20 protein-coding genes and 1 pseudogene are annotated in these 22,410 nt (G+C 43.5%); 7 read left to right on the top strand and 14 right to left on the bottom strand.

Annotation, left to right across the window (positions count from 1 at the left end; all coding sequences use genetic code 11):
• Nucleotides 1-97: 97 nt before the first annotated feature.
• Entirely contained in the window at nt 98-1,165 is a 1,068-nt protein-coding gene (locus U5J89_RS02895; protein ID WP_322574102.1) for an iron ABC transporter substrate-binding protein, read from the bottom strand.
• Between the two features lie 152 nt (nt 1,166-1,317).
• On the opposite strand from U5J89_RS02895, the gene hemG reads away from it, so the two are divergent.
• Together hemG and pruA are read left to right on the top strand one after the other, a co-directional pair.
• Nucleotides 1,318-2,673: a protoporphyrinogen oxidase gene (gene hemG, locus U5J89_RS02890; RefSeq protein ID WP_322574101.1), complete on the top strand. Its 1,356-nt coding sequence runs from the start codon at nt 1,318-1,320 to the stop codon at nt 2,671-2,673.
• A 112-nt stretch (nt 2,674-2,785) separates the two neighbouring features.
• A pseudogene (gene pruA, locus U5J89_RS02880) lies at nt 2,786-4,418 on the top strand (L-glutamate gamma-semialdehyde dehydrogenase).
• A 146-nt stretch (nt 4,419-4,564) separates the two neighbouring features.
• On the opposite strand, the gene U5J89_RS02875 reads toward pruA, so the two are convergent.
• On the bottom strand, nt 4,565-4,999 hold the full coding sequence (locus U5J89_RS02875) for an Rnase Y domain-containing protein (protein ID WP_322574099.1): 435 nt from the start codon (nt 4,997-4,999) through the stop codon (nt 4,565-4,567).
• A gap of 142 nt (nt 5,000-5,141) precedes the next feature.
• Between U5J89_RS02875 and U5J89_RS02870 the strand changes: the two genes are divergently transcribed.
• Entirely contained in the window at nt 5,142-5,957 is an 816-nt protein-coding gene (locus U5J89_RS02870) for an SDR family oxidoreductase (protein ID WP_322574098.1), read from the top strand.
• On the opposite strand, the gene U5J89_RS02865 is transcribed toward U5J89_RS02870, so the two are convergent.
• Entirely contained in the window at nt 5,944-7,125 is a 1,182-nt protein-coding gene (locus U5J89_RS02865; RefSeq protein ID WP_322574097.1) for a Gfo/Idh/MocA family oxidoreductase, read from the bottom strand. The two genes, U5J89_RS02870 and U5J89_RS02865, sit on opposite strands and share 14 nt — an antisense overlap.
• A gap of 119 nt (nt 7,126-7,244) precedes the next feature.
• On the opposite strand from U5J89_RS02865, the gene U5J89_RS02860 reads away from it, so the two are divergent.
• From U5J89_RS02860 to U5J89_RS02850, 3 genes are all read left to right on the top strand, one after another.
• Nucleotides 7,245-7,895 (top strand): CDGSH iron-sulfur domain-containing protein, encoded by a 651-nt coding sequence (locus U5J89_RS02860; protein ID WP_322574096.1) that lies wholly within the window; start codon nt 7,245-7,247, stop codon nt 7,893-7,895.
• 246 nt (nt 7,896-8,141) lie between these two features.
• Nucleotides 8,142-8,516: a DUF423 domain-containing protein gene (locus U5J89_RS02855; protein ID WP_322574095.1), complete on the top strand. Its 375-nt coding sequence runs from the start codon at nt 8,142-8,144 to the stop codon at nt 8,514-8,516.
• 231 nt (nt 8,517-8,747) lie between these two features.
• Nucleotides 8,748-9,113 (top strand): MmcQ/YjbR family DNA-binding protein, encoded by a 366-nt coding sequence (locus U5J89_RS02850; RefSeq protein ID WP_322574094.1) that lies wholly within the window; start codon nt 8,748-8,750, stop codon nt 9,111-9,113.
• A gap of 8 nt (nt 9,114-9,121) precedes the next feature.
• Here the strand turns inward: U5J89_RS02850 and U5J89_RS02845 are convergent, their stop codons facing one another.
• The 11 genes from U5J89_RS02845 to U5J89_RS02795 all read right to left on the bottom strand — a co-directional run bounded on the left by U5J89_RS02845 (nt 9,122) and on the right by U5J89_RS02795 (nt 21,421).
• Nucleotides 9,122-9,448 carry a DUF6787 family protein gene (locus U5J89_RS02845; RefSeq protein ID WP_322574093.1) on the bottom strand — a complete coding sequence of 109 codons (327 nt, stop codon included), beginning with the start codon at nt 9,446-9,448 and terminating at the stop codon, nt 9,122-9,124.
• A complete protein-coding gene (gene hemL, locus U5J89_RS02840) occupies nt 9,449-10,747 on the bottom strand; it encodes a glutamate-1-semialdehyde 2,1-aminomutase (protein WP_322574092.1) in 1,299 nt (432 codons plus the stop codon).
• 100 nt (nt 10,748-10,847) lie between these two features.
• Nucleotides 10,848-11,843: a porphobilinogen synthase gene (gene hemB / locus U5J89_RS02835; protein ID WP_322574091.1), complete on the bottom strand. Its 996-nt coding sequence runs from the start codon at nt 11,841-11,843 to the stop codon at nt 10,848-10,850.
• Nucleotides 11,844-11,950: 107 nt separating this feature from the next.
• Nucleotides 11,951-13,333: an oxygen-dependent coproporphyrinogen oxidase gene (hemF, locus tag U5J89_RS02830; RefSeq protein ID WP_322574090.1), complete on the bottom strand. Its 1,383-nt coding sequence runs from the start codon at nt 13,331-13,333 to the stop codon at nt 11,951-11,953.
• A 269-nt stretch (nt 13,334-13,602) separates the two neighbouring features.
• Nucleotides 13,603-14,649 (bottom strand): uroporphyrinogen decarboxylase, encoded by a 1,047-nt coding sequence (gene hemE / locus U5J89_RS02825; RefSeq protein ID WP_322574089.1) that lies wholly within the window; start codon nt 14,647-14,649, stop codon nt 13,603-13,605.
• A gap of 66 nt (nt 14,650-14,715) precedes the next feature.
• Nucleotides 14,716-15,453 carry a uroporphyrinogen-III synthase gene (locus U5J89_RS02820; RefSeq protein ID WP_322574088.1) on the bottom strand — a complete coding sequence of 246 codons (738 nt, stop codon included), beginning with the start codon at nt 15,451-15,453 and terminating at the stop codon, nt 14,716-14,718.
• A 223-nt stretch (nt 15,454-15,676) separates the two neighbouring features.
• A complete protein-coding gene (gene hemC / locus U5J89_RS02815) occupies nt 15,677-16,468 on the bottom strand; it encodes a hydroxymethylbilane synthase (protein WP_322574087.1) in 792 nt (263 codons plus the stop codon).
• Nucleotides 16,461-17,723 (bottom strand): glutamyl-tRNA reductase, encoded by a 1,263-nt coding sequence (gene hemA, locus U5J89_RS02810; protein ID WP_322574086.1) that lies wholly within the window; start codon nt 17,721-17,723, stop codon nt 16,461-16,463. Before hemA ends, hemC begins: the two co-directional genes overlap by 8 nt.
• A gap of 4 nt (nt 17,724-17,727) precedes the next feature.
• Nucleotides 17,728-18,846, bottom strand: a complete 1,119-nt coding sequence (gene hemH, locus U5J89_RS02805) for a ferrochelatase (protein WP_322574085.1) — start codon at nt 18,844-18,846, stop codon at nt 17,728-17,730.
• Nucleotides 18,847-19,018: 172 nt separating this feature from the next.
• A complete protein-coding gene (locus U5J89_RS02800) occupies nt 19,019-20,416 on the bottom strand; it encodes a HAMP domain-containing sensor histidine kinase (RefSeq protein WP_322574084.1) in 1,398 nt (465 codons plus the stop codon).
• A 303-nt stretch (nt 20,417-20,719) separates the two neighbouring features.
• Entirely contained in the window at nt 20,720-21,421 is a 702-nt protein-coding gene (locus tag U5J89_RS02795) for a response regulator transcription factor (protein WP_322574083.1), read from the bottom strand.
• Between the two features lie 191 nt (nt 21,422-21,612).
• Between U5J89_RS02795 and U5J89_RS02790 the strand changes: the two genes are divergently transcribed.
• Complete coding sequence (locus U5J89_RS02790) at nt 21,613-22,404, top strand: SDR family oxidoreductase (protein ID WP_322574082.1); 792 nt, start codon at nt 21,613-21,615, stop codon at nt 22,402-22,404.
• Nucleotides 22,405-22,410: the final 6 nt, after the last annotated feature.

The raw sequence follows: 22,410 nt of genomic DNA, 5'->3' as shown, positions 1-22,410 counted from the left end.
GATGTATTTGATCGAGACAAATTTCCGATCTCCACTTAATAAAAAAAGCCCTGCCAGTATTGACAGGGCTTTACATGTATACAATCGAAAAGGAACGCTAAATAAGTCCTACCTCGCGAAGCAGATTCAATGTTCCCTCTAACTGCTTTAGCTGCTCATAATCATATTCAGGACTAAGCTCAAAAGCCTTCTCAGCATCCAGCATGTAATCCGGAAGCTCCACATCACGAATCACAGGATATTCATGGACCGATTCTGCTGCAAATTTCTGAGCCTGTTTTGATAACAGAAAGCTTAAAAACTGTTGTGCCTTCTCCGCATTATCCGAAGTTGCCAACTGTGCTGCACCCGTTACCATAGCCAAATTGCCTACATCTCCTTCAGCAAAATGATACATTTCTACAGTTGCATTAGGGTCAATTTCTCCACTACCCATGGAAGTATCCGAATCTGAGTCCATTGCCGTATCACTATCCGTATCTGTAGATTGTGTTCCGGTACTTCCATGTTTCATACGTAAAATGTAATAATGATTGGTCAGTGCGATATCAATTTCACCACCGGCAAGGGCCTGCAACATCGGGGTATTTGAACTGTAGGATTTTGGATTTAGACTCATCATCCCTTCCAACCATTCTTTAGCTACGTCTTCACCTTCGATAAGACGCATGCTTGTCATAAAATCATAAAAACTGGAATAGGTAGGCGTCCATCCTATGCGTCCATCAAAGTCATCCATATCGGGTAAATCCATTACCGACTCAGGCAGATCCTCGGGATCAACAGTATTGGGATTATAAGCCAATGTTCGAAAACGTACCGTCACCGGAATCCATTCGCCCGAAGAAGAGGTATAAGAAGCAGGCTTTGATGTCAGCGAGTCGGGAAGTGTAACCAGCTTTCCTTTTTGTGATGCATTGGCCAAAGCTCCGGTAGTATTAGCCCAGTAAACATCGGCAGGACTTTGATCGCCTTCTTCACTCATTACAGCCAGCAGTTCAGCATCATTTCCATAGCGTACCTCAATATTAATACCTGTTTGTTCCTTAAAATCTTCTACCAGCGGATCAACCAACCCCTGACTCCGTCCTGAATATACAACCAATTGATCATCGGTTGTTTCACCGCATGAACTCAAGAAAAAAGCAGCAATTCCTACTGCCAAAATTTTTAATACATTTTTCATCATTATAAATCCTCAGTCTTCACTTGTCATTAATATTTTATTACTATCATTTTTAATGTGTGTAGTAACCACACTTAGCTTACTTAGATTAATTCTAATTAAGCTACAGAAAGTATCGAAATAATTATACAATGACCAATAAAAATAAGTCGATTGGTATACTTGGCGGAGGCATTTCGGGGCTATCTGCAGCGTATAAATTATCCTCCGAAAACTACGCCGTCACCGTTTATGAAAAAGAGAAACAGGTGGGTGGTGCCATTAAAACATATCATCAAGACGAGTGGCTTGTTGAAGAAGGTCCCAACACGTTGATGGTTAAATCCAAGGAAGTTTGGGAGCTGCTTGAGGAATTAAATCTAACCGACAGCAGTATCGAAGCAGGCAAAACCGCAAAAAAGAGATTCATTGTCAAGAATGACCGCCCTATTCCTCTGCCGATGTCGTTGGGAAGTTTTTTGATTACCAATCTCTTCTCTGCCAGGGCTAAATTTCGACTATTAAAAGAGCCATTTGTTTCTCAATCGAATAACGAGGATGAATCCATTGCGGATTTTATCACACGTCGCCTCGGCAGGGAACCACTGGACTACGCGGTGAATCCGTTTGTATCCGGAATTTATGCCGGTGATCCCAAAACATTATCGGTCAAGCACACCTTTGCATCGCTCTGGAATATGGAACAACAATACGGCAGTCTCTTAAAAGGCATGTTCAAAAGTGACCGCAACAATAATTCAAAAAGCTCTCTACTCTCTTTCAATAAGGGAAATCAGCAATTACCCATAGCAATAGCCAATGTACTGGATAAAAAGGTACAAACCAATACGGAAATACAGTCTGTTGTTAAAAATGGTGATAAATGGACTGTCAAAGGCCAACAAAACAACCAACCTTTTAAAGATGAGCATGATATCATCATATCAACACTGCCGGCACATTCACTCCCAGCTATTTTTGATGATTCTATTTTTAAGCCGCTGAATAACCTACCGTATGCCCCACTCAGTGTGGTAGCATTAGGATTCTATGACAAGCAAATTGAGCACCCACTCAATGGCTTTGGAATGCTCATTCCCGAAGCGGAAAAACGAAAGACATTGGGAGTGCTATTCTCCTCATCACTTTTTCCCGGCCGAGCTCCTGAAAATCACCAGCTGCTGACTTGTTTCATCGGCGGTGCAAGAAATCCGGAACTTGCGGGAAAACAGAAGCAAGAATTACAAGAAATCGTATTATCTGAAATTCGTGAACTGTTGGATATTACCGGGGAACCGGTGTTTTCCCATCATCGTTTCTGGCCAAAAACGATTCCCCAATATGAAGTTGGATATGATAAATTTCTCAATCAAATAGCAGAAATTGAAAAGCAGGAAAAAGGTTTATTTATCGAAGGTAATTTTAGAGGCGGGGTATCCGTACCCGACTGCATTTTATCAGGATTTAAAACAGCTAAAAAAGCTCATACGTTTCTAAATGGACAATAGATTTCTTTAGAGTCTGAAAACTCCAATTCTGTTAAAAATTTAGTACCTTCATACACAAAATCAGCAAGTATTATTTTCTAAGAAAATCCGAAATAAAAGCAACCCAATTATTATGGCTAATGCATTTTTTGAAATTCGGGAACCGGAAAATGAGTCCTATAACTCATACGCTCCCGGTACACCCGAACGCGAAGAACTCCGTAAAGAACTGGATCGATTGAAAAAGTCAAGAGATTGAAATACCGGCCATTATTGGCGGCAAGGAAGTAACGACCGATCGCCAGCAAGATGTGGTCATGCCCCACAATCACAGCCACAAGCTTGGAACCGTACACCTTTGTGGAGAAGAAGAAGTGGAGATGGCTATTGAAACGGCTCTTGAGGCTCGCAAAAAATGGGCCGATATGCCGTGGCAAGATCGAGCGGCGATCTATCTAAAAGCTGCCGATCTCATTACCGGTCCCTATCGATACACCATGAATGCATCCACTATGCTGGGGCAGTCGAAAACCCCGCATCAATCTGAAATTGAAGCTGTTGGTGAGTTTGCTGATTTCTTGCGTTTCAACGCTTACTACTTACAAGAAATTTATGAGAAACAGCCCTACTCTCCGGACGGCATGTGGAACCGCATGGAATATCGTCCGCTGGAAGGCTTTGTCTTTGCCGTAACGCCCTTCAATTTTACCGCCATTGCAGGAAACCTACCACTGGCCCCTGCGCTCTGTGGAAATGTTTCTATCTGGAAGCCAGCTGTTTCATCTATTTATTCCAGCTATTTTATCATGAAAGTGCTTAAAGAAGCGGGCATGCCGGATGGCGTTATCAATTTCTTGCCGGGCAATGGTCCCGATGTTGGTGATCCGGTGCTCGAAAGCGAACATCTTGCCGGACTTCACTTCACTGGTTCAACAGCAACTTTCCAACATCTCTGGAAGAGCATTGCAGAAAATATTGAGCATTACAACACCTATCCGCGCATTGTAGGCGAAACAGGCGGTAAGGACTTCATTTTTGCTCACGAATCCGCCGATGTGGATGCTGTTGTTATTGCAGCTATCCGTGCTGCATATGAATATCAGGGACAGAAATGTTCTGCAGCTTCTCGCATGTATCTTCCCGAATCAATCTGGCCGGAATTCCGGGAGAAATTTCTCGACGAAGTCAAGGATGTCAAATACGGCGATGTGGAAGACTTCACTAACTTCATGGGCGCTGTTATTGATCAGAAAGCGTTTGATAACATCAGCTCCTACATCGATTACGTAAAAGAGTCTGACGATGCCGAGATTCTGTATGGAGGAAATTATGACGACTCTGAAGGATACTTCATAGAACCAACCCTGGTGCAGGCTCATGATCCCAAGTTCAAGACTATGAAAGAGGAAATATTTGGTCCGGTACTCACCGTTTATGTCTATGAAGATGACAAATTTGATGAAACCCTTGAGCTGTGTGACAACACCTCACCGTATGCATTAACAGGCGCTATTTTTGCTCAGGAACGCTATGCCCTTAATAAGATGGCGGATTACCTTCGTCAGGCAGCCGGTAACTTTTACATCAACGATAAGCCAACTGCGGCTATCGTCAACCAGCAGCCCTTTGGCGGAGCACGTAAATCCGGAACCAACGATAAAGCCGGAAGCGCCGCCAACTTAATGCGCTGGATTTCAGTCCGTTCTATCAAGGAAACGACCGTTCCGGCGAAAGACTGGACCTATCCGTACATGGAAGAAGAATAATAAAACACTCTCATTCCGTACATCTCGTACGGATCGAGATGATTTAACCTTATTCCAAATTAAATATACATCGGATGGCAACTACATCCATCCGATGAAATTATTTCTGGCTCCTGACCTCCGGTCGGGAGCCTTTTTTTATTTGCTTAGGATTCTATACCCAGCTCGGTTTTCAGGCTGTCGAACGAATCCTTGACGCTATCAAGCTGATCGTCAATATTCTCTTTGAGATCATACCAGTTTTCATCAGCTTTTGCTTTTAACTCCTCCAAATCATTTTCAAGCTTATCCTTCTTATCATTAAGACTCTCCCACTGTTTTTGGAGCTCAGATTTTTTCTCTTCTGATTCTCCATCAATTTTCTGTTTTAACTCCTTCATCTCATCTTCCATTTCAGCAAGATCTTCCTCTACGTTATTCAGAAATTCCTGCTTCTTAACTTTAACTTCTTTTTCAGCTGACTCGATGGTTTCCTCAACCTCTTCTTGTGCTTGTTGCATATCATCTTCTGATTTTTCGGTACATGCAACAGATCCCAGACTAAATAAAATTGTAACCAAATAAATTGTTAATCGTTTCATGACAGAATAGTTTAATTCATATTTCGTTGAATGACTTAATACCTATGATTTTATACCAAACCCTGCATTTTGTTCCAACAATGATATTGGGTTTGGGTTTTTAGATATTAAACCGAATTTATTTTTAGGTAATTAACCAACTATGAAAATTAGCATTTTGGGTTGCGGATGGCTTGGCCTGCCCCTGGCTGAACGTCTTCGCGATAATGGGCATCAGATTAAAGGGTCAACAACAACTGAAGAAAAACTGCAACTCCTTAAGGGAAAAGAAATACAGCCTTTTCTACTTGAGCTAACGCCCGACTTGCACTGCAAAAACTGTGATGACTTTTGGAATGCCGATGTCCTTGTTCTCAATATCCCTCCCGGCCGAAGCAATGATAATGTAAAAGAATTTCATAAGCAGCAGATACAAGCAGTTATTGATCAGCTTACCGATTCCACTATCAACTTTGTGGTATTCATCAGTTCGACATCCGTATATCCACCGACAGATGGCATTGTAAGCGAAGAGGATACCAAAAAAGGAAATGCCTCTCGTGCTTCCGGTAATGCTCTTTTGGCAGCAGAAAGGATGCTTCGAAAAGAGTCGGCGTTTAAGACAACCATTATACGATTTGGAGGATTATATGGTCATGATCGCCATCCCGTCAAATATATGGCCGGGCGAAAAAATATACCCATGGGTAATGCTCCGGTAAATCTAATCCACCAGAAAGATTGTATTAATATTATCCAGAAGGTGATCGAAGAAAATATTACTGATCAAATATTCAATGGAGTCTCCGACGGTCATCCTCCTAAAAAAATGTACTATCCCGCGGTGGCCGAAGCGATGGACCTGGAACCCCCTACTTTCGAAGACGATGAAAGCAAAGAGTACAAAATTGTCTCGAACAGAAAACTAAAAATGATGCTGAACTACACATTCAGCCATCCCAATCCTATGGATTTTTAACATTCGAAATTGGTGGATCGTAATCCATTGCAACCCACTCTTTATTCTTACCACTTTCTATTGCTTTATGAATAAAATGCACACCGCGAGCCCCATCTTCCACAGTAGGAAAATCCAGTGCTAATTTATCAGGTTCTTCTCCGGCCCGCCGAGCAGCAATCACTTCAGCTACATTCGAGTAAATATTAGCAAAGGCCTCTATAAATCCTTCGGGATGACCAGCCGGAATGCGGTTGTTATATTTTGCCGCATCCGAAAGGTAATCATTTCCTCTTTTGCGGATTTTCTCCGGCTTGTCGGGATATTTCAGGTGCAAGTAATTGGGATTTTCCTGCCTCCATTCGAGGGCTGCTTCATCCCCATATAATCGAACTTTTAAAGCATTCTCTTCTCCTATTGCAACCTGAGATACATACAAAACTCCACGCATTCCATTTTCATAATGCACCAGCATACTGGCATCATCTTCAAGCTCCCGGCCCGTGCCAAAGGTGTGAATATCAGCATAAAGTTCTTTGAGCTTAGCCCCTGAAATATAGCGCACCAGATGTTCGGCGTGGGTTCCAATATCAGCGACAGCAGCAGATATTCCCGCCACATCGGGATCTAAACGCCAAATGTCCGTATCGTTTTCTACTGAACCTGACAACCAACCCTGGGGATATTCCACTACTACTTTCCGAAGAGATCCAAACTCTCCACTCTTTACCAAACTCCTTGCCTCCTTGACCATCGGATAGCCGGCATAGTTGTGGGTAAGTGCAAAAATAGTATCGTGCTCATCGACTAATCGACAGAGCTCTTCTGCTTCTTCAATGGTATTTGTCATGGGCTTATCACATATTACATGGATGCCCGCCTCGATAAATGTTTTGCACACCTCAAAATGAAGATTATTCGGCACAGCTACACTTACCACCTCGATACGCTCATCATCAGGCAGGGAAGCTTCTCTTTGGGCCATCTGCTGAAAGGTGCCATACACTCTTTCATTTTCGATATCCAGTTCCCGGCCCATTTTCTTGGACTTCCGGAGATCTGAAGAAAACGCGCCCGCCCTAAGTTCCATCTTTCCATCCAATTTAGCAGCCATACGATGCACCTTGCCAATAAAACTTCCCGGACCTCCGCCCACCATTCCATACCGAACTTTTCCTTGCATATCCATCTACAATTACTTTTGATTTAGCTTCTTATAAGAACTGTAATATATAAATCTTTTGTCCGCTTGACGATTTACTCAAATCATATATCTTATGTACAAAACCAATCAAGAATTTTGATGCCATGGAAAAGAAGATACACAGTTACGAATCAGACGATATCACAGTAGAATTTGACAGCAAGCGGTGCATCCATTCTGCGGAATGCGTCAAGAACTTGCCTTCGGTTTTTAATCCCGATAATAAACCCTGGATAACCCCTGAAGAAGCATCGACAGAAAAAGTAAAAGAGGTTGTGCACCACTGTCCTACGGGAGCCTTACACTATAAGGATGATGAAGAGGAACTTCCGGCACGAGAAAATACCATTACCATTGTACCAGATGGTCCCCTATACCTTCGGGGCGATATCGAGATTCAGAATGCAGAGGGCGAAACGTTACTTGAAGATACGCGAGTTGCCGTTTGCCGTTGTGGGGCATCCGAAAATAAACCCCTTTGTGACGATACGCACAAGGACGTCGACTTTGAAGCACCCGCCTCGTTTGATAAGGCTAAACTACATCCCACCAAAGATGGAGATCCATCCCAAAGTAAACTAATTGTAAAATTGATGGACAATGGGCCGATTTTACTTGAGGGCACTTATCGCGTACACTCTATTGCAAACGAAGCAGTAAACAGCTCTAAAAATGTAGCTCTTTGCCGCTGCGGTCAATCATCCGGCAAACCCTTTTGCGATGGCACACATAAGGATGTAGATTTTGAGGGATAACCTTATTTTTTACCCTATTCTCAAAACCTACAATTGACTACATAGCTTCGTAAATCAATTTTGTCCTCTCTCTCTAATTTCAGGAAGAAGGACTATTTAAATGGTTTTAAAACCCTTCCCATTTCTATTTTTAATTAGAATCGAAAAGCTTCACAATAGCTTCATTTGCCATTTTTATATAGTGCCGGCCCAAAAATTCTCTCTGCCAATTATTGATTGATTTCACACAAAAAGCTAATACTACCTATGCAAAAACTATTTTTGATTATCGGCTCAATTGCTATGGCTCTTGCCGTGGGGTTAGGTGCTTTTGGTGCTCATGGTTTAAAAGAGATGCTTACTGATGAAATGCTGGATATATTTGAGACCGGCGTCAAATATCATTTTTATCACGCCATTGGGCTATTAGTTATCGCTTTTGTAGCACAGCTGATACCCGATTCTTCACTTCTGCAATGGTCTGGCTGGTTAATGCTTGCGGGGATCTTCATATTTTCTGGAAGCTTATATATCCTTTCGATAAGCGGTATTCGCTGGATGGGAGCCATAACTCCAATTGGCGGCCTATGCTTTATCGTAGCTTGGATATTACTGGCCCTTGCAAGCTGGCAAAACCTCTAATAACTCAAAACCCGCTGCACACGCTTTAAAAAAGCACTTGCAGTTCCCGATCATTATTATATTTTAAGACTAATTATAAAAAAACGTCTCATTTTTCTTGAGGCTATCATCTGTCACAAATAGACGCACATTTATATCAAATTAACCAACACAAATTTAGCTCTGTATCGAGCAACATATAAACTGTAGGCGTTTTTTATAAATCAATTCGTTACCAATCAATCATTTCACATGAATTTAGAAGACTTCAGAAAATTTTGCCTATCATTCAATGGTGTAACCGAGGATTTTCCCTTTGATGATGAAAAAACCCTTGCCTTTAAAGTAATGGACAAAATTTTTGCAATCACAGATGTTGAGGAGTTTGACGGTATAAATCTAAAATGTGATCCGGTTAAGGCCGCCATGCTTCGCGATCTCTATCAAGATGTACAGCCGGGTTATCACATGAATAAAAAGCACTGGAATACCGTTAATCCACAGGGCAAACTCGACGACGAAATTATTAAAGAATGGATTAAAGATTCGTATAACTTAGTGGTAGAAGGATTATCGCGCAAAAAACAGAAGAAGCTCGAAAAGATGGAAGAAGATTAGGAATCTTTTCACTTATTACTTGTAAAAAGGTTCTTAATCCTATTAAGGCTTTTCTTTTCAAATTCCCATACAAATTCAAACTGTCCGAACACAAAGCCGAACAGCAAAAACAGAAGCTGATAGGCTGGAAATACTATTAGAATCCACGCTATAAGCTCTAACCAAAACGGTGTTGCTGCGCCAATTCCAAACCAGCCAAAAACCAACTCGCGTACATATAGGGTCGTGATCCCGGTTATGGCAAATATAAAAAGGATCAGCAGTAAGCCACCGAAACTTTCGACGCCCCACCGCTTTTTCATTTTTTCAATCATTTCGCCCACAATTATCCTCATTTAACTCTTCTTCAGGGCTTTTTTAATAGATTCATCAGCGGCCTCAATGGTCTGTTCCAGATGATCATCTGTTAAAGAATTTGCAAGAAACAGCGATTCAAATGGCGATGGCGGCAAGTAGATACCTCGTTCTAACATCTCATGAAAATAGTACTTAAAGAAAGCTTGATCGGTCGTGTTAGCTGTGTTGAAATCAACAACTTCTTCTTCCTCTGTAAAAAAGATGCTCAACATGGAACCAACCTGGTTTAACACAAAAGGCACTCCCAGATCTTCTAACACATTTTTTAATCCCGCAGCCAGCTTGACGGTCTTTTCTTCCAACTCATCATAATTCATAGGGTTCTGCTGCAACTCTGAAAGCAGTGTATATCCGGCAGCCATCGCCAGCGGATTACCCGAAAGGGTCCCCGCCTGATAAACAGGTCCCACTGGAGAGACAACATCCATAATTTCCTGCTTTCCGCCAAAAGCTCCCACCGGCAATCCCGCACCGATAATCTTCCCATAAGTCACAAGATCAGCCGTAACACCATAACGTTCTTGCGCCCCGCCCATTGCTACGCGAAAACCAGTCATCACTTCGTCAAAAATAAGAATGACATCATGGGCATCACACAGCTCACGAAGCCCGGCTAAAAATCCCTTTTGGGGTGGAATACATCCCATATTACCGGCAACAGGTTCCAAAATAATAGCCGCAACTTCTCCCTCATATTTATTAATCAGCTTCTTGACAGAGTTTAGATCATTAAAATTAGCCGTCAAAGTATCTTTTGCTGTTCCCTGAGTAACTCCGGGACTACTCGGCTGGCCCAGTGTTAATGCGCCGCTGCCCGCGTTAATTAAAAAAGAATCTCCGTGACCATGATAATTGCCTTTAAATTTGATGATTTTATCCCTTCCGGTATAACCCCGAGCTACTCGTATGGCACTCATGCATGCTTCGGTTCCGGAATTTACCATGCGAATTTTATCTACTCCCGGCACCATCTGTTGAACCAACTCGGCCATTTTGACTTCAATCTCTGTTGGTGCTCCAAAGGAGGTGGATTTCGCCGCTGTTTCATTAACGGCTTTAATTACCGGCTCATAGGCATGGCCTAAAATCATCGGTCCCCACGAACCTACGTAATCGATATATTCTTTTCCGTCAACATCTGTGAGAATTGATCCCTTGGCTTTTTCCAAAAATACGGGAGTACCGCCTACTGATTTAAAAGCCCGGGCAGGAGAATTTACACCCCCGGGAATAAATTGCTGTGCTCGCTCAAATAATTTTTTACTCTTATCTAACATGTAATCCTTAAATAAATTCTTTGTCATTTCGAGTGTATGCGAGAAATCTTTGCTTTATCTCACTGCTACAACAAAGATCTCTCCCTAATGGTCGAGATGACTATTTTGTATTATTTAAAATCTTCGATGCTGCCTTGGCAAAATAAGAAGCTATCAAATCGGCACCGGCTCGTTTGAATCCGACTAGTGCCTCCATCATCGCTTCTTCTTCATTCAACCACCCTTTTTCGGCAGCGGCCTTTAACATAGCATATTCACCGGATACATTATAAACGGAAACAGGCACCGATACATTTTCTTTAACGGCTCGAATCACATCCATATATGGCAATCCGGGTTTTACCATCACGATATCGGCGCCTTCCTGTTCGTCGAGCTGGGCTTCTTTGATTGCTTCCTGAACGTTAGCGGGATCCATCTGATAGGTTTTCTTATCGCCAAACCCAGGCGCAGAGTCCAGTGCATCCCGAAACGGTCCGTAGTAACTGGAAGCATATTTGGCACTATATGCCATGATACCTGTATGCTCAAATCCTTCCTCGTCCAGTGCTTCGCGCATAGCGCCAATTCGACCATCCATCATGTCTGATGGCGCGACCATATCAACACCGGCCTCGGCATGACTGACCGCCATTTTAGATAATAATTCAACCGACTCGTCATTCAATATTTCGCCATCTTCCACGATACCGTCATGACCATAACTCGAATAAGGATCCATCGCAATATCGGTCATGACCAGCATCTCGGGAAACTCATCTTTGATTTTACGAACGGCTCGTTGCATCAATCCATCGGGATTAAGTGCTTCCGTACCCTTATTATCTTTGAGCTCGTCGGGTACTTTGACAAATACCAATACCGATCGGATGCCAACATCTTTCAGCTCTTGGATTTCATCCATCAGCAGATCGAGCGTGTAGCGGTAATAGTCTGGCATGGATGGAATTTCGACTTTTTCGTCTTCTCCTTCCATCACAAAAACCGGTGCAATAAAGTCAGCCGGCTTTAGATTATGCTCGGCTACCATATCGCGCATGGCTGCCGATGTTCGCAATCGTCGTCCGCGTATGTAAGGAAACTGTCCGTGTGACATACTAATTAAATAATTATAATTGATGTCATTTCGAGCGAAGCGAGAAATCTATGTTCAATATCTCTAAAACAAAGATCTCTCCCTGACGGTCGAGATGACACATTAATTCAAAATTCCTCTTTTTTTCCATATTCAATCCAGTCAATAGGATTTTTAAGTCGTTCGAGCAAATATGCTTCTTCACTGCCCTCTTCAATCTCAAAATCGTAATCCCAGCGCACGCGCGGCGGTAAACTCATCAAAATCGACTCAGTTCGACCATCAGTTTTGAGGCCGAACAATGTACCGCGATCGTGAATCAAATTAAACTCCACATAACGCCCGCGCCGAATCTCCTGGAAATATCGCTGTCGATCGGTATACGACTCATCTTTTCGCCGCTCAACAGTAGGAACGTAACTTTCTAAAAAGACATCGCCCACCTCCGTCGTAAAATCATACCAGTCTTCGGCCGAGCGCTTATCATTGGGACGCAAGTAATCGAAAAATAATCCGCCAATGCCGCGTCCTTCGGATCGGTGATCGTTATAAAAATATTCGTCACACTCTTTTTTAAACCGGGGATATAAATCCTTGCCATGTTTATCGCAAGCGGCTTTTAGCACTTCATGAAAATGAACAGCATCTTCATCCCACAAATAGTAGGGCGTTAAATCTGCGCCGCCGCCAAACCATTGGTCACGCACCTCGTTCATTTCAGCATCATCATAAAGCTCAAAATAGCGATAATTAGCGTGTACCGTCGGAATCATCGGACTTTGGGGATGGATAACAAGTGACAACCCTCCGGCCCAGAACCAGCCTTGGTCTACTTCAAAACGCTTGCGAATCAATTCAGGAAGTTCCCCGTGCACGCTGGAAATATTGACACCACCTTTTTCAAAAACATCCCCCTCTTCGATCACGCGGGTATGTCCGCCACCCCCGCCCTCGCGGTCCCAGTCATCGTGACGGAATTTGGCCTTGCCATCGATTTGCTCCAAGCGATCACAAATCTCATCTTGGAGATTTTGGATGTAGGCTTCAAATCTATTTTTGATCGAAGACTCATTTGAGTCCCTCTTCGAAGGTCGCCGGCGCCTCATAGCTTTAGCGACGTGGCGGGGCGCAGGGGGATGATTCTCTATCCACTGCTCGATGGATCTCTCAACATTTCTAAGATCATTCATTACCTCCTCATCAGAAAATCGCAACACAGTAAATCCTTTTTGCTCGAGATCTTTTTGTCGATCTAAATCTTTGTACCATTGCCGTTCGTCTTCGTGGGTGTAGCCATCAACCTCAATAACCAGCTGGAGTTCTTTACACATAAAATCAGCGATATAATTCAACACCGGTCGCTGACGAAGAAAGGTATATCCTTTCATTTTCCCCGCTCTCAACACTTCAGACCAAAGCCTTATTTCAGCTTTTGTTGAGTCTTTTCGAAGCTTACGAGCCAATTCTTTGAGCTTTTTATTATAACCTAAATGATCAAATTTCTTTTCCATTTTATATGTCTTTTTCAGCCAAGGGTACTTTTTATTTTTTTAGAATTTCGCTTTATGTCCTCCTTCGAAGGAGGAAAATGAATTCCGGTGACAACCGGAAGAAAAAGGAGGATGGCCAGGCGTATAATCACTAACTATTTCCATTGCTATAATTTGACTTATTCTCGGTTCGTTTCCCTTACATTCAGATCATTACCAATCAACGCGTTTGTTGCCTTGGGCCATCCCCCTTAATCCCCCTTCGAAGGGGGACACCCTTATCAAAGTTTTTATATGGCAGAATATTCCTTAACTGTATTGATGAAAGCGCGGGCGTTATCTACGGGGATGTTCGGTAAAATACCGTGCCCAAGGTTTGCAATATATTTTTGTGCACCAAATCGGTCGATCATCCGCTTGGTCTGGCGTACAATTTCATCTCGCGGCATCATCAACTTAGATGGGTCAAAATTTCCTTGTAGTACCACATCACCGCGCGTGGCTTCACGGCCATATTCCGGAGTGATTGTCCAATCCAAACCGAGTGCCGAGGCATTGCTTTTAAAACTTAATCTTTCCAGCGCATACCAGCTGCCCTTAGCAAATAAAATCACCGGCACCTCATCAATAGCATCACAAATTTCCATCAGGTACGGCATGGCCCACTCGTTAAAATCTTCGGGACTCAGCAAACCGGACCACGAATCAAAAAGTTGTACCACCTGTGCACCAGCTTCGACTTGGGCTTTCAGATAATCAATCGTAGCCTTCGTTAACTCTTTCATTACGTGCTTGGCTGCATCGGGATGCTGATACATAAACGCCTTGGCCTTGGCAAAATTTTTCGATCCTTCGCCCTGCACCATATAACAAAAGAGCGTCCACGGCGCCCCGGCAAAGCCGATTAGCGGTACGCGTCCATTAAGCTCCTTGCGCGTTAGCGTAATCGCCTCCATTACGTGATTAAGTTTTTCTGGAATATCCTCTGCCAATATCGAAAAGGCATCATCTACACTGCGGATAGGATTCTCCATTACCGGCCCCTTACCTTTTACGAGATCCACGTCAATGCCCAATGCCTGTGGTATTGTTAAGATATCCGAAAAAATGATAGCGGCATCGGGCTCCAGTTCATCAATGGGCTGAATGGTAATCTCGCACGCCAGCTCGGGCGTCTCGACGCGTTCAAAAAACGTGTATTTCTTGCGGAGCTTCATATACTGTGGCAAGTAACGTCCGGCCTGACGCATCATCCACACCGGGGGACGTTCGACTTCTTCGCCGCGTAGTGTTCGTAGTAATAAGTCGTTTTTAAGTTCTGGAAAATTGTTGCTCATAAATACTTTTTTGATATAGCCGCAGATCTACACGGATTAATACAGATTTACCTGTTTCTACCTGTGCTAATCCGCGGCTTCTGTACTTTCTTTGTTAAAAATATAGTCAGCAGTGGTGCGTAAAAGCACTTCGGTGTCAGGTTGCTTAGCAATTTCTACATGCTGATCGGTGTGCTTCTTAAGCGCACCTGCCGTCGTAGGGCCGATAGCAAAAAGTGGTGGCAATTCTTTATCAAACCCAGTGCCTCGGGCAAATCCTTCTACCGCACTGGGGCTGTAAAACAGAATTCCACTCACCGATTTATTCGGCATTTCCACCGGATTAATAATCGTTTCATAAACCTCCAGCTCAATCACTTCTATGCCATCATCCTTCAGTCGGTCAGTCATCTCGTCCCGACTTAAATTTCCATGGAAATAAATGACCGAATTAATTTTTCCTTCCTGCATAATCAACTCAGCCAGATGCTTCCCATCCTGAGTTCTCGGGATTTTAGCATCGAGACCCAACTCCTGAAGGGCATCGCGTGTTTTCGATCCCACTGCAAATATCTGCACTTCGGGACGCACCTGTAATCCGGCTTTCATCAATTCCTCCAACGCTTTAACTCCATTTGTGCTGGTAAAAACCCAATCCGACTTAAGATTCTCATTAATAACTTTCAGTACGCTATCCCAGTAGTCGGGAAAGTTGAACTGTAGCGCTGGTTCTATCATGGGCTCCAGCCCCAGAATACGAGCGTATTCAAACTGCTGTGCAGACAAAGGTCGCGTTACTAAGATATTTCGTTTGTTCTGTCTCATTGATCGCTGATTAAACTGATTAGTATGATTTCGCTGTTATTTCTTCTTATTGCTGAAAGTTAATCATTCTATCAGCGTAATCTGATTCATCCGCGTTCCGATTTCATTTCGTTAATCACCTTAATAGCCCCTTCGCTGAGAAGCATCTGGGCGGCTTCGTGGCCCAGTTCACCGGCTTCACCAACAGTTGACTTTTTCCTCAAAATCATATCGCTCACTGCCATCAAGTGTCAAGCGCAACGGCTTTAAAATGAACTTTCTCATCCTCAATATAAGCATAGGCACCCACCGGGGCGCTGCAACCAGCTTCCATATCGTGTAAAAAATCGCGCTCAATCGTTGTACAAAGTGCCGTTTCATCGTGATTGAGCTGCGATACAATTTCTTCCATCTCACTGTCATCCTCACGAATCATCACTGCCATGGCACCCTGCGCGGCTGCCGAAACCATCCAATCAAGGTATTCACTTATATGATGACCGAGATCGATACGTTCCAATCCGGCCGCTGCAAAAATAGCTCCGTCCCAGTCTTTGTTTTTTACTTTTTCGAGACGAGTATTGACGTTCCCACGGATGTTTACGATTTCATGATGGGGATAACGATTCAACCACTGCGCACGACGCCTGTTACTGCTTGTGGCAATAGTCGCTTTGTAATCAGGATCTTCCAAAAAGTCGGTCCCGTCGGGCGCAACCAGTGAATCGCGGGCATCGGCACGTTCCATAATAGCGGCCACTTTTAGCGGCAAAGGATTTTCGGTCGGCAGATCCTTAAAAGAATGGACGGCAATATCGATCTCGTCGTTGAGCTGTGCGTCATCAAGAGCCTTGGTAAACACGCCCTTACCGCCCATTTCCGTCAGTGGGGTGGTCAGATCCAAATCACCTTCTGACTTAACAAAAATAAGCTCGGTGTCATGGCCGAGCTTCTGCAATTCGCGGGCAACCTTTTCGGCCTGCCACGTTGCTAATTGACTGTCACGCGTTCCAATGCGAATCGTTTTCTTACTCATCTCCGGCCTTGGTTTCGAGCTTAAACATATCATTCACCACTTTTGTCACCTGCTCCGACTCGTGATGATCGCGCAGATGTTCTATGGAATAAGCCGCAATTTTATTCACAATACGACGAGTCAGATTTTCAACCTTTTCTTTATCCGTATCAGAAATTTTATTCTTAAAAAAATCATATTCGTCTTCACGGATGGAATCAAACTTGTTCGTCAACGCCTTAATGGTGGGTACCACCTTCTGTTTGCTTAGCCAGTTCTTATAGTCAGTCAGCTCATCTTCGATAATCTTTTTGACCAGTGGAATATTCTCTTCGCGCTTACGATAGGCCTCATCGGTCACATCCGTCAAAAAGTCCATATTCGCCAGATCCACAAAATCCATTTCCCCTATTTCCGGATCGATATTGCGGGGAACGGACAAGTCCACCATCACTTTAAATTGGGGATCCAGCAGGGAAGGCTTCATATCGTCCAGCGTGATAACCGGCTCTTTAGCTCCTGTTGCAACAATAATCAGATTAGCCTCAGCAATTTCCTCAGGCATCTGTTCCATATCCGCCACTTGAAGATCGAATTTATCCGCCACAAACTCGGCCCGTTCTCGCGTCCGGTTGATAAGTGTGAGCTTTTTAGCACCGAGATTGATCAGATTCTTACACGTAACTTTACCAATCTTGCCGGTTCCAACCAGTAGAATATTTTTGTCTTTCAAATTGTCGAATGTCTTCACGGCAAACTTTACCGCCGCATAAGCGGTAGTAGCTGCTCCTTCACCAAGCGACGTCTCGTTACGCGAACGTTTGTGTGCCCGGAAAACATGCTGCATTAGCCGGTGGAGCTCACCGTCCACGGCATCCATTTCGCTGGCCAACTCGTATCCTTCTTTCACCTGCTTTACCACCTGCAGGTCGCCAAGAATCTGGGAATCGAGCCCAACGGTAACCTGAAAAAGATGATCAACCGCCTGCTGCCCTTCTTTTTCAAATCCATAATTGTGAAACTCTTCCAGCGAAGCATTGGAATAAGTCACCAGAAGGCGAATCAGTTCCTGGGGCGTCACGTCCTGCCCAAAGATCTCCGTCCGATTACAGGTCGAAACAACAAATAAGCTGTTAATACCTTCGCGTTTAGCACCTGCGATAAGCTCTCGCTTCTGAGCATTTTTCAAGCTAAAACGTTCGCGCACATCAATGGTTGCCTCCCAGTGATTTACGCCAACAACACAAAAATCCGATATTTGAGGTTGCTCTGACATCTATTTAGACAGAAACTTTTTTAGATGTTTGCTCTTCCTGTTCACCATCGACTTCGTGATCCAACTTGTCCAAAACCTGATCAGCCAGAGCTTCAATAAACTTTGGATGATCGTTAATCCCTTCCATCACTTTAAGGTTTTCAAATTCGTAACCCTCCTCTTCGAGATCCTCGACCAGCTCAACACCTAACTCAAACAGCGTTTCCACGTGATCGGTCACAAAAGCAACCGGAATCATCAAAAAGTTTTTAATACCGTACTCGATATGTCGCTCCACAAGTTCGGCGGTATTGGGCTGCGTCCATTTTTGTGGACCCACCTTTGATTGATATCCCAGCCAGTAATCGTAGTCGTAGCCACGCATCTCCATAATAGCTTCCATCGTCTGGTTGATCTCCGTGGTATAGGGATCTCCGCTTCGCACCTCGAGCTTAGGCGTACCGTGTGCACTAAATATAAAGTGCGTTTTGTTGCGCGTTTCTTCATCCATTTCGGCCAGGGCCTCATCAATGCGATCGTTCATCGCAGTGAGATACTTTTCATCGAGATGATAATTCTTAACATGAAACTCTTTCCAAGGGGTATCATGACCAAACTTCTCATCACGCTTGGTTTCCCAATCGCGATAACTACTGCCGGTTGTCGTCCAGGAAAATTGAGGATAAAGTGGTACCATCACGGCATGCGTAATGCCATCCTCAACCATATCGTCCATCGTGGTTTCAGCAAACGGTAGCCAATAACGCATACAGGTATAAACCTTTACTTCATGATCGGGAATTATCTTCGAAAGATGCTTCTCAAGCCCGCGCCGCTGTTTTTCGGTTAGACTATTTATGGGCGAACAGCAAGTTGATACAACGTTTTTTTTGCGATTCAGACAGTGCTTATTTCCCATACATCCCTTCGGACAGCCATTTATTTCCTCATAATCCTCTTGGACATTCGGGGCTCGAAACTTTGAAATTATCTTCGCAAAAATGTCCTGAAATTTTCCGCCGCCCAATTTAATGATATCTTCATCTCTAAAGAGATTATACAAAAATGGTCGAACGGCGTAGTCGGCAGTGGGACCACCAAGATTCATCAATACAACACCGATACGTTTCTCTTCTTCTGCCATAAAATTATTTCCCTATTTCAAGCCTGTACAGGCTGATTTTTTATTTCGACATTCAACTGAATGCAATCTTCATTCATCATGGTGAAGAAAGTCATTCTTTGTGAAGGAAATTTGAAGAAGAGCTGGTGAATTCTATTTAGAATCAGTCTAACTGCAGGAATATAACGCGTATTTATCCCTTAGGCAGAGTAAACCAAAAACGGGTTCCTTCCCCGACTTCACTTTCCACGTGGATATCAGAACCGTGACCTTTTAAAATGCTCTTTACGACCGCCAATCCAAGTCCGGTACCTCCCTTATCGCGGGAGCGTGCTTTATCCGTGCGGTAGAATCGATCGAACAAACGATCCAGATGTTCATCTGATATTCCAATACCGGTATCTTCTACAGCAACCGTCACTTCAGCATCTTCGGCTCTGTAGGTAACATCCACTGATCCTTCATTCGTGTATTTCAACGCATTTGAGATCAGGTTGTCCATCACCTGTTCAATTTTCCCGGGATCTCCAACGGCTTTACAGGAGTGCTGATCGATATTTAATTCCAATCCTTTATCTTTGGCCTTGTCACTATACCAATCCTCCATATGTCGTGCAATATCAGCCAAATCAAACTCCTGCCTTTCCACGAAATACTCATCAGAATCGTATCGCTGAAGAATCTTCAAATCTTTAAACAGATGTGAAATCCGTTCGGTCTGTTTCTTTGCTGTAGTGATATATTTATCCTTTTTCTCTTCTGATAATTCATCCAGTTCCAGCATGTCAAGCGCGCCGGAAATGGTATGTAGCGGATTGCGAATTTCATGCGTAATATCCGCAAAAAACTGGCGCTGCTTCTCGGCAAACTGCTTTATTTGCTCGGTGTCGGCCCGCAGTTTCGATGCCATCTGGTTGAGCGATGTTGCCAGCGTTCCAAACTCATCACTGCGATTAATATCAATCTCCCGATCCACGTCACCGTCAGCAATATCCTGTGCAGCATCTTTTATCTGTGTGATTGGTTTCGTAACGTAGCGGGCAATCCATATACTGACGATCACCACCAATCCGATGGAAATAAACATCCCGTAATAGATAATCCAGCGGATAGTTTTGATGGGCTCATAGATCTGATCCTTAAACTGGGCGGCCTGCAGAAACACAGTGCCGGCCGTAGAATCAGGAAGCATAATATAGCTTTTCAGAACTTCTGAATCAGAATTTCGGGGAAGCAACGGCAGGTTATCACGGGCTTTCAAACTTTCAATAATGCCGGCGTCCAGTTTCTGTGTGGGAGTAATGGTAGTATCACTGCTTTGATAACTGTCGATTAGCTTTCCGGTAGAATCGTAAACAGCCAGCTGGTATCCTGATGTACGTGCGGTCTTTAATAACCGATCCTCAAAATTTTCATCATCTGATAAATTTGCCGCCGTCACCGCCAGCCAGCGGGTATCACGCTCCATTTCTGCGCGCCCTTCTTCGAGCAGATAGTCGCGAATAAATAAAATAGAGTAGCTGCTGATGGAAGTTATCCCAAAAATCAACAGCAGGATAAATGTCCACGCTAATTTTGAACGAATCTTCATAAAACACAGGTTACGCTAGTTGTACTGATGCCCACTGATTTATAGAGGTCTTTGCAAAACCCAGAAAATTAAGCTTGTCATTGCGAGCTTGAGAAGCCTGCCTGCGCGGAGCCTTCTATATATATGAGAAACTATTTTAAAAAAGCTTCGGCATAGGCAGGCAATCTCCCAATCAAAGTTAATAAAAGGAGATCGCCGCATTACATTCCCCGCATAGGCGGGACAAGGCGCAATGACAGTAAGGTTTTGCAAAGGCCTCTTATATCTGTTATAACTCACCATATCCTTTAAAGACGTGTCTTTCTACACTTTGACAATTTCGCGGTTTAGGCCGTATCCGATACCGCGATAAGTTTTTATCACTTCTCCGGCATCGCCCATCTTCAGTCGCAAATTTTTTACGTGTACATCCACCGTGCGATCAAAGACATATCGGTCATCTTCTGTGATGTGTTCTAAAATTTCCTGCCGCGTATAAACACGTTTTGGATTTTGATAAAAGAGTTCGATCAGCGTGTACTCCGTCGACGTCAGTTCAATTTTCTCATCCTCCACATACAACTCCTTGGCATCCGTGTCCAGATAAGTATCACCGTACTGTAACCAATTGGCTTTCTGGGGATTTTGACGACGCAGCAGCGATTCCACATGCGCCTTTACCAACGGAAGGCTGGCCGGTTTGGGAATGTAATCATCGGCTCCAAGCTCCAGCCCCTCAATCTCATCCTGCTCTTCATCTTTGGCCGTTAAAAAAATTACGGGTATATCATTCAGTACGGGATGGCTGCGAATATGCTTGCAGATCTCCTTGCCGTCTACATTGGGAACCATAATATCGAGAATTGCCAGATGTATTTCCCCGGCGTATTGCTCAATAAGCTCCAGCGCTCGATTACCTTCATGGGCTACGAGTACTTCATAATCATTCATCTCCAGGAAATTGGCCAGCATCTCTGCCGGTTCCTCTTCATCTTCAACTAATAATATGCTATGCTTTGGTCTCACAATAATTATTTTTACTTATAATAATGAGTCAAGAACAGCTTTTACTCACAAATCGTTGATTGCCATAAAATAGCAAATGTTACCGAGTATCTGAATAAGTGCATCTTCTCATATCATTTTTGTCATAGTACTTCGGTTTATACATTTTAAAATCTACAATAACAGAATAGTACTACAAATCGTATTTCCAAATGTCATTTCAAGATAAGATTGTATGGATTACCGGCGCTTCCTCGGGGATTGGAGAAGCCCTTACTTATGAACTCAGTAACCGGGGCGCAAAACTTATTCTCTCATCGCGACGCGAAGAAGCCCTAGCGGAAGTTAAAAATAATTGCAAAAATCCCGCCGACGTTCACATCATTACGCTTGACCTTGCCGAAACAGATCAGCTTCCAGCCAAAGCAAAAGAGGCACTCAACATCTACGGTCATATTGATTACCTCTTTAATAATGGAGGCATCAGTCAGCGATCGGAGGCTGTTGATACCCAGCTGGAGGTTGTACGCAAAGTCATGGAGATTAATTTCTTTGGCACAGTTGCCTTAACAAAAGCAGTATTGCCGTCAATGATCGAGCGCCAAGCAGGACATATTGTTGTTACCAGCAGCGTAATGGGGAAATTTGGCACAAAGCTGCGATCGACCTATGCAGCCTCAAAACATGCTTTACACGGCTATTTTGACAGTCTCCGGCAAGAACTATACGATGATAATATTAAGATCTCCCTGGTTTGTCCGGGATTCATCAAAACGGATATTACTAAAAATGCACTGGAAGGTGACGGCAGCAAGCACAATAAAATGGGCAAAGGACAAAAAAACGGAATGCCGGCTGATGAATTTGCCGAAAAGCTCATCCCAAAAATCCTGAAAGAGAAGGATGAAATTTATATAGGCGGTCGTGAGGTTTGGGCCGTGTATTTAAAACGACTTTTCCCACGGCTTTTAAATAAAATGCTGCGCAATACTGAAGTGACTTAAAAACAA

The organism is Fodinibius sp., assembly GCF_034521915.1.
Classification (GTDB): Bacteria; Bacteroidota; Rhodothermia; order Balneolales; family Balneolaceae; genus Fodinibius.
This window is presented reverse-complemented; position numbering and strand designations above follow the sequence as displayed.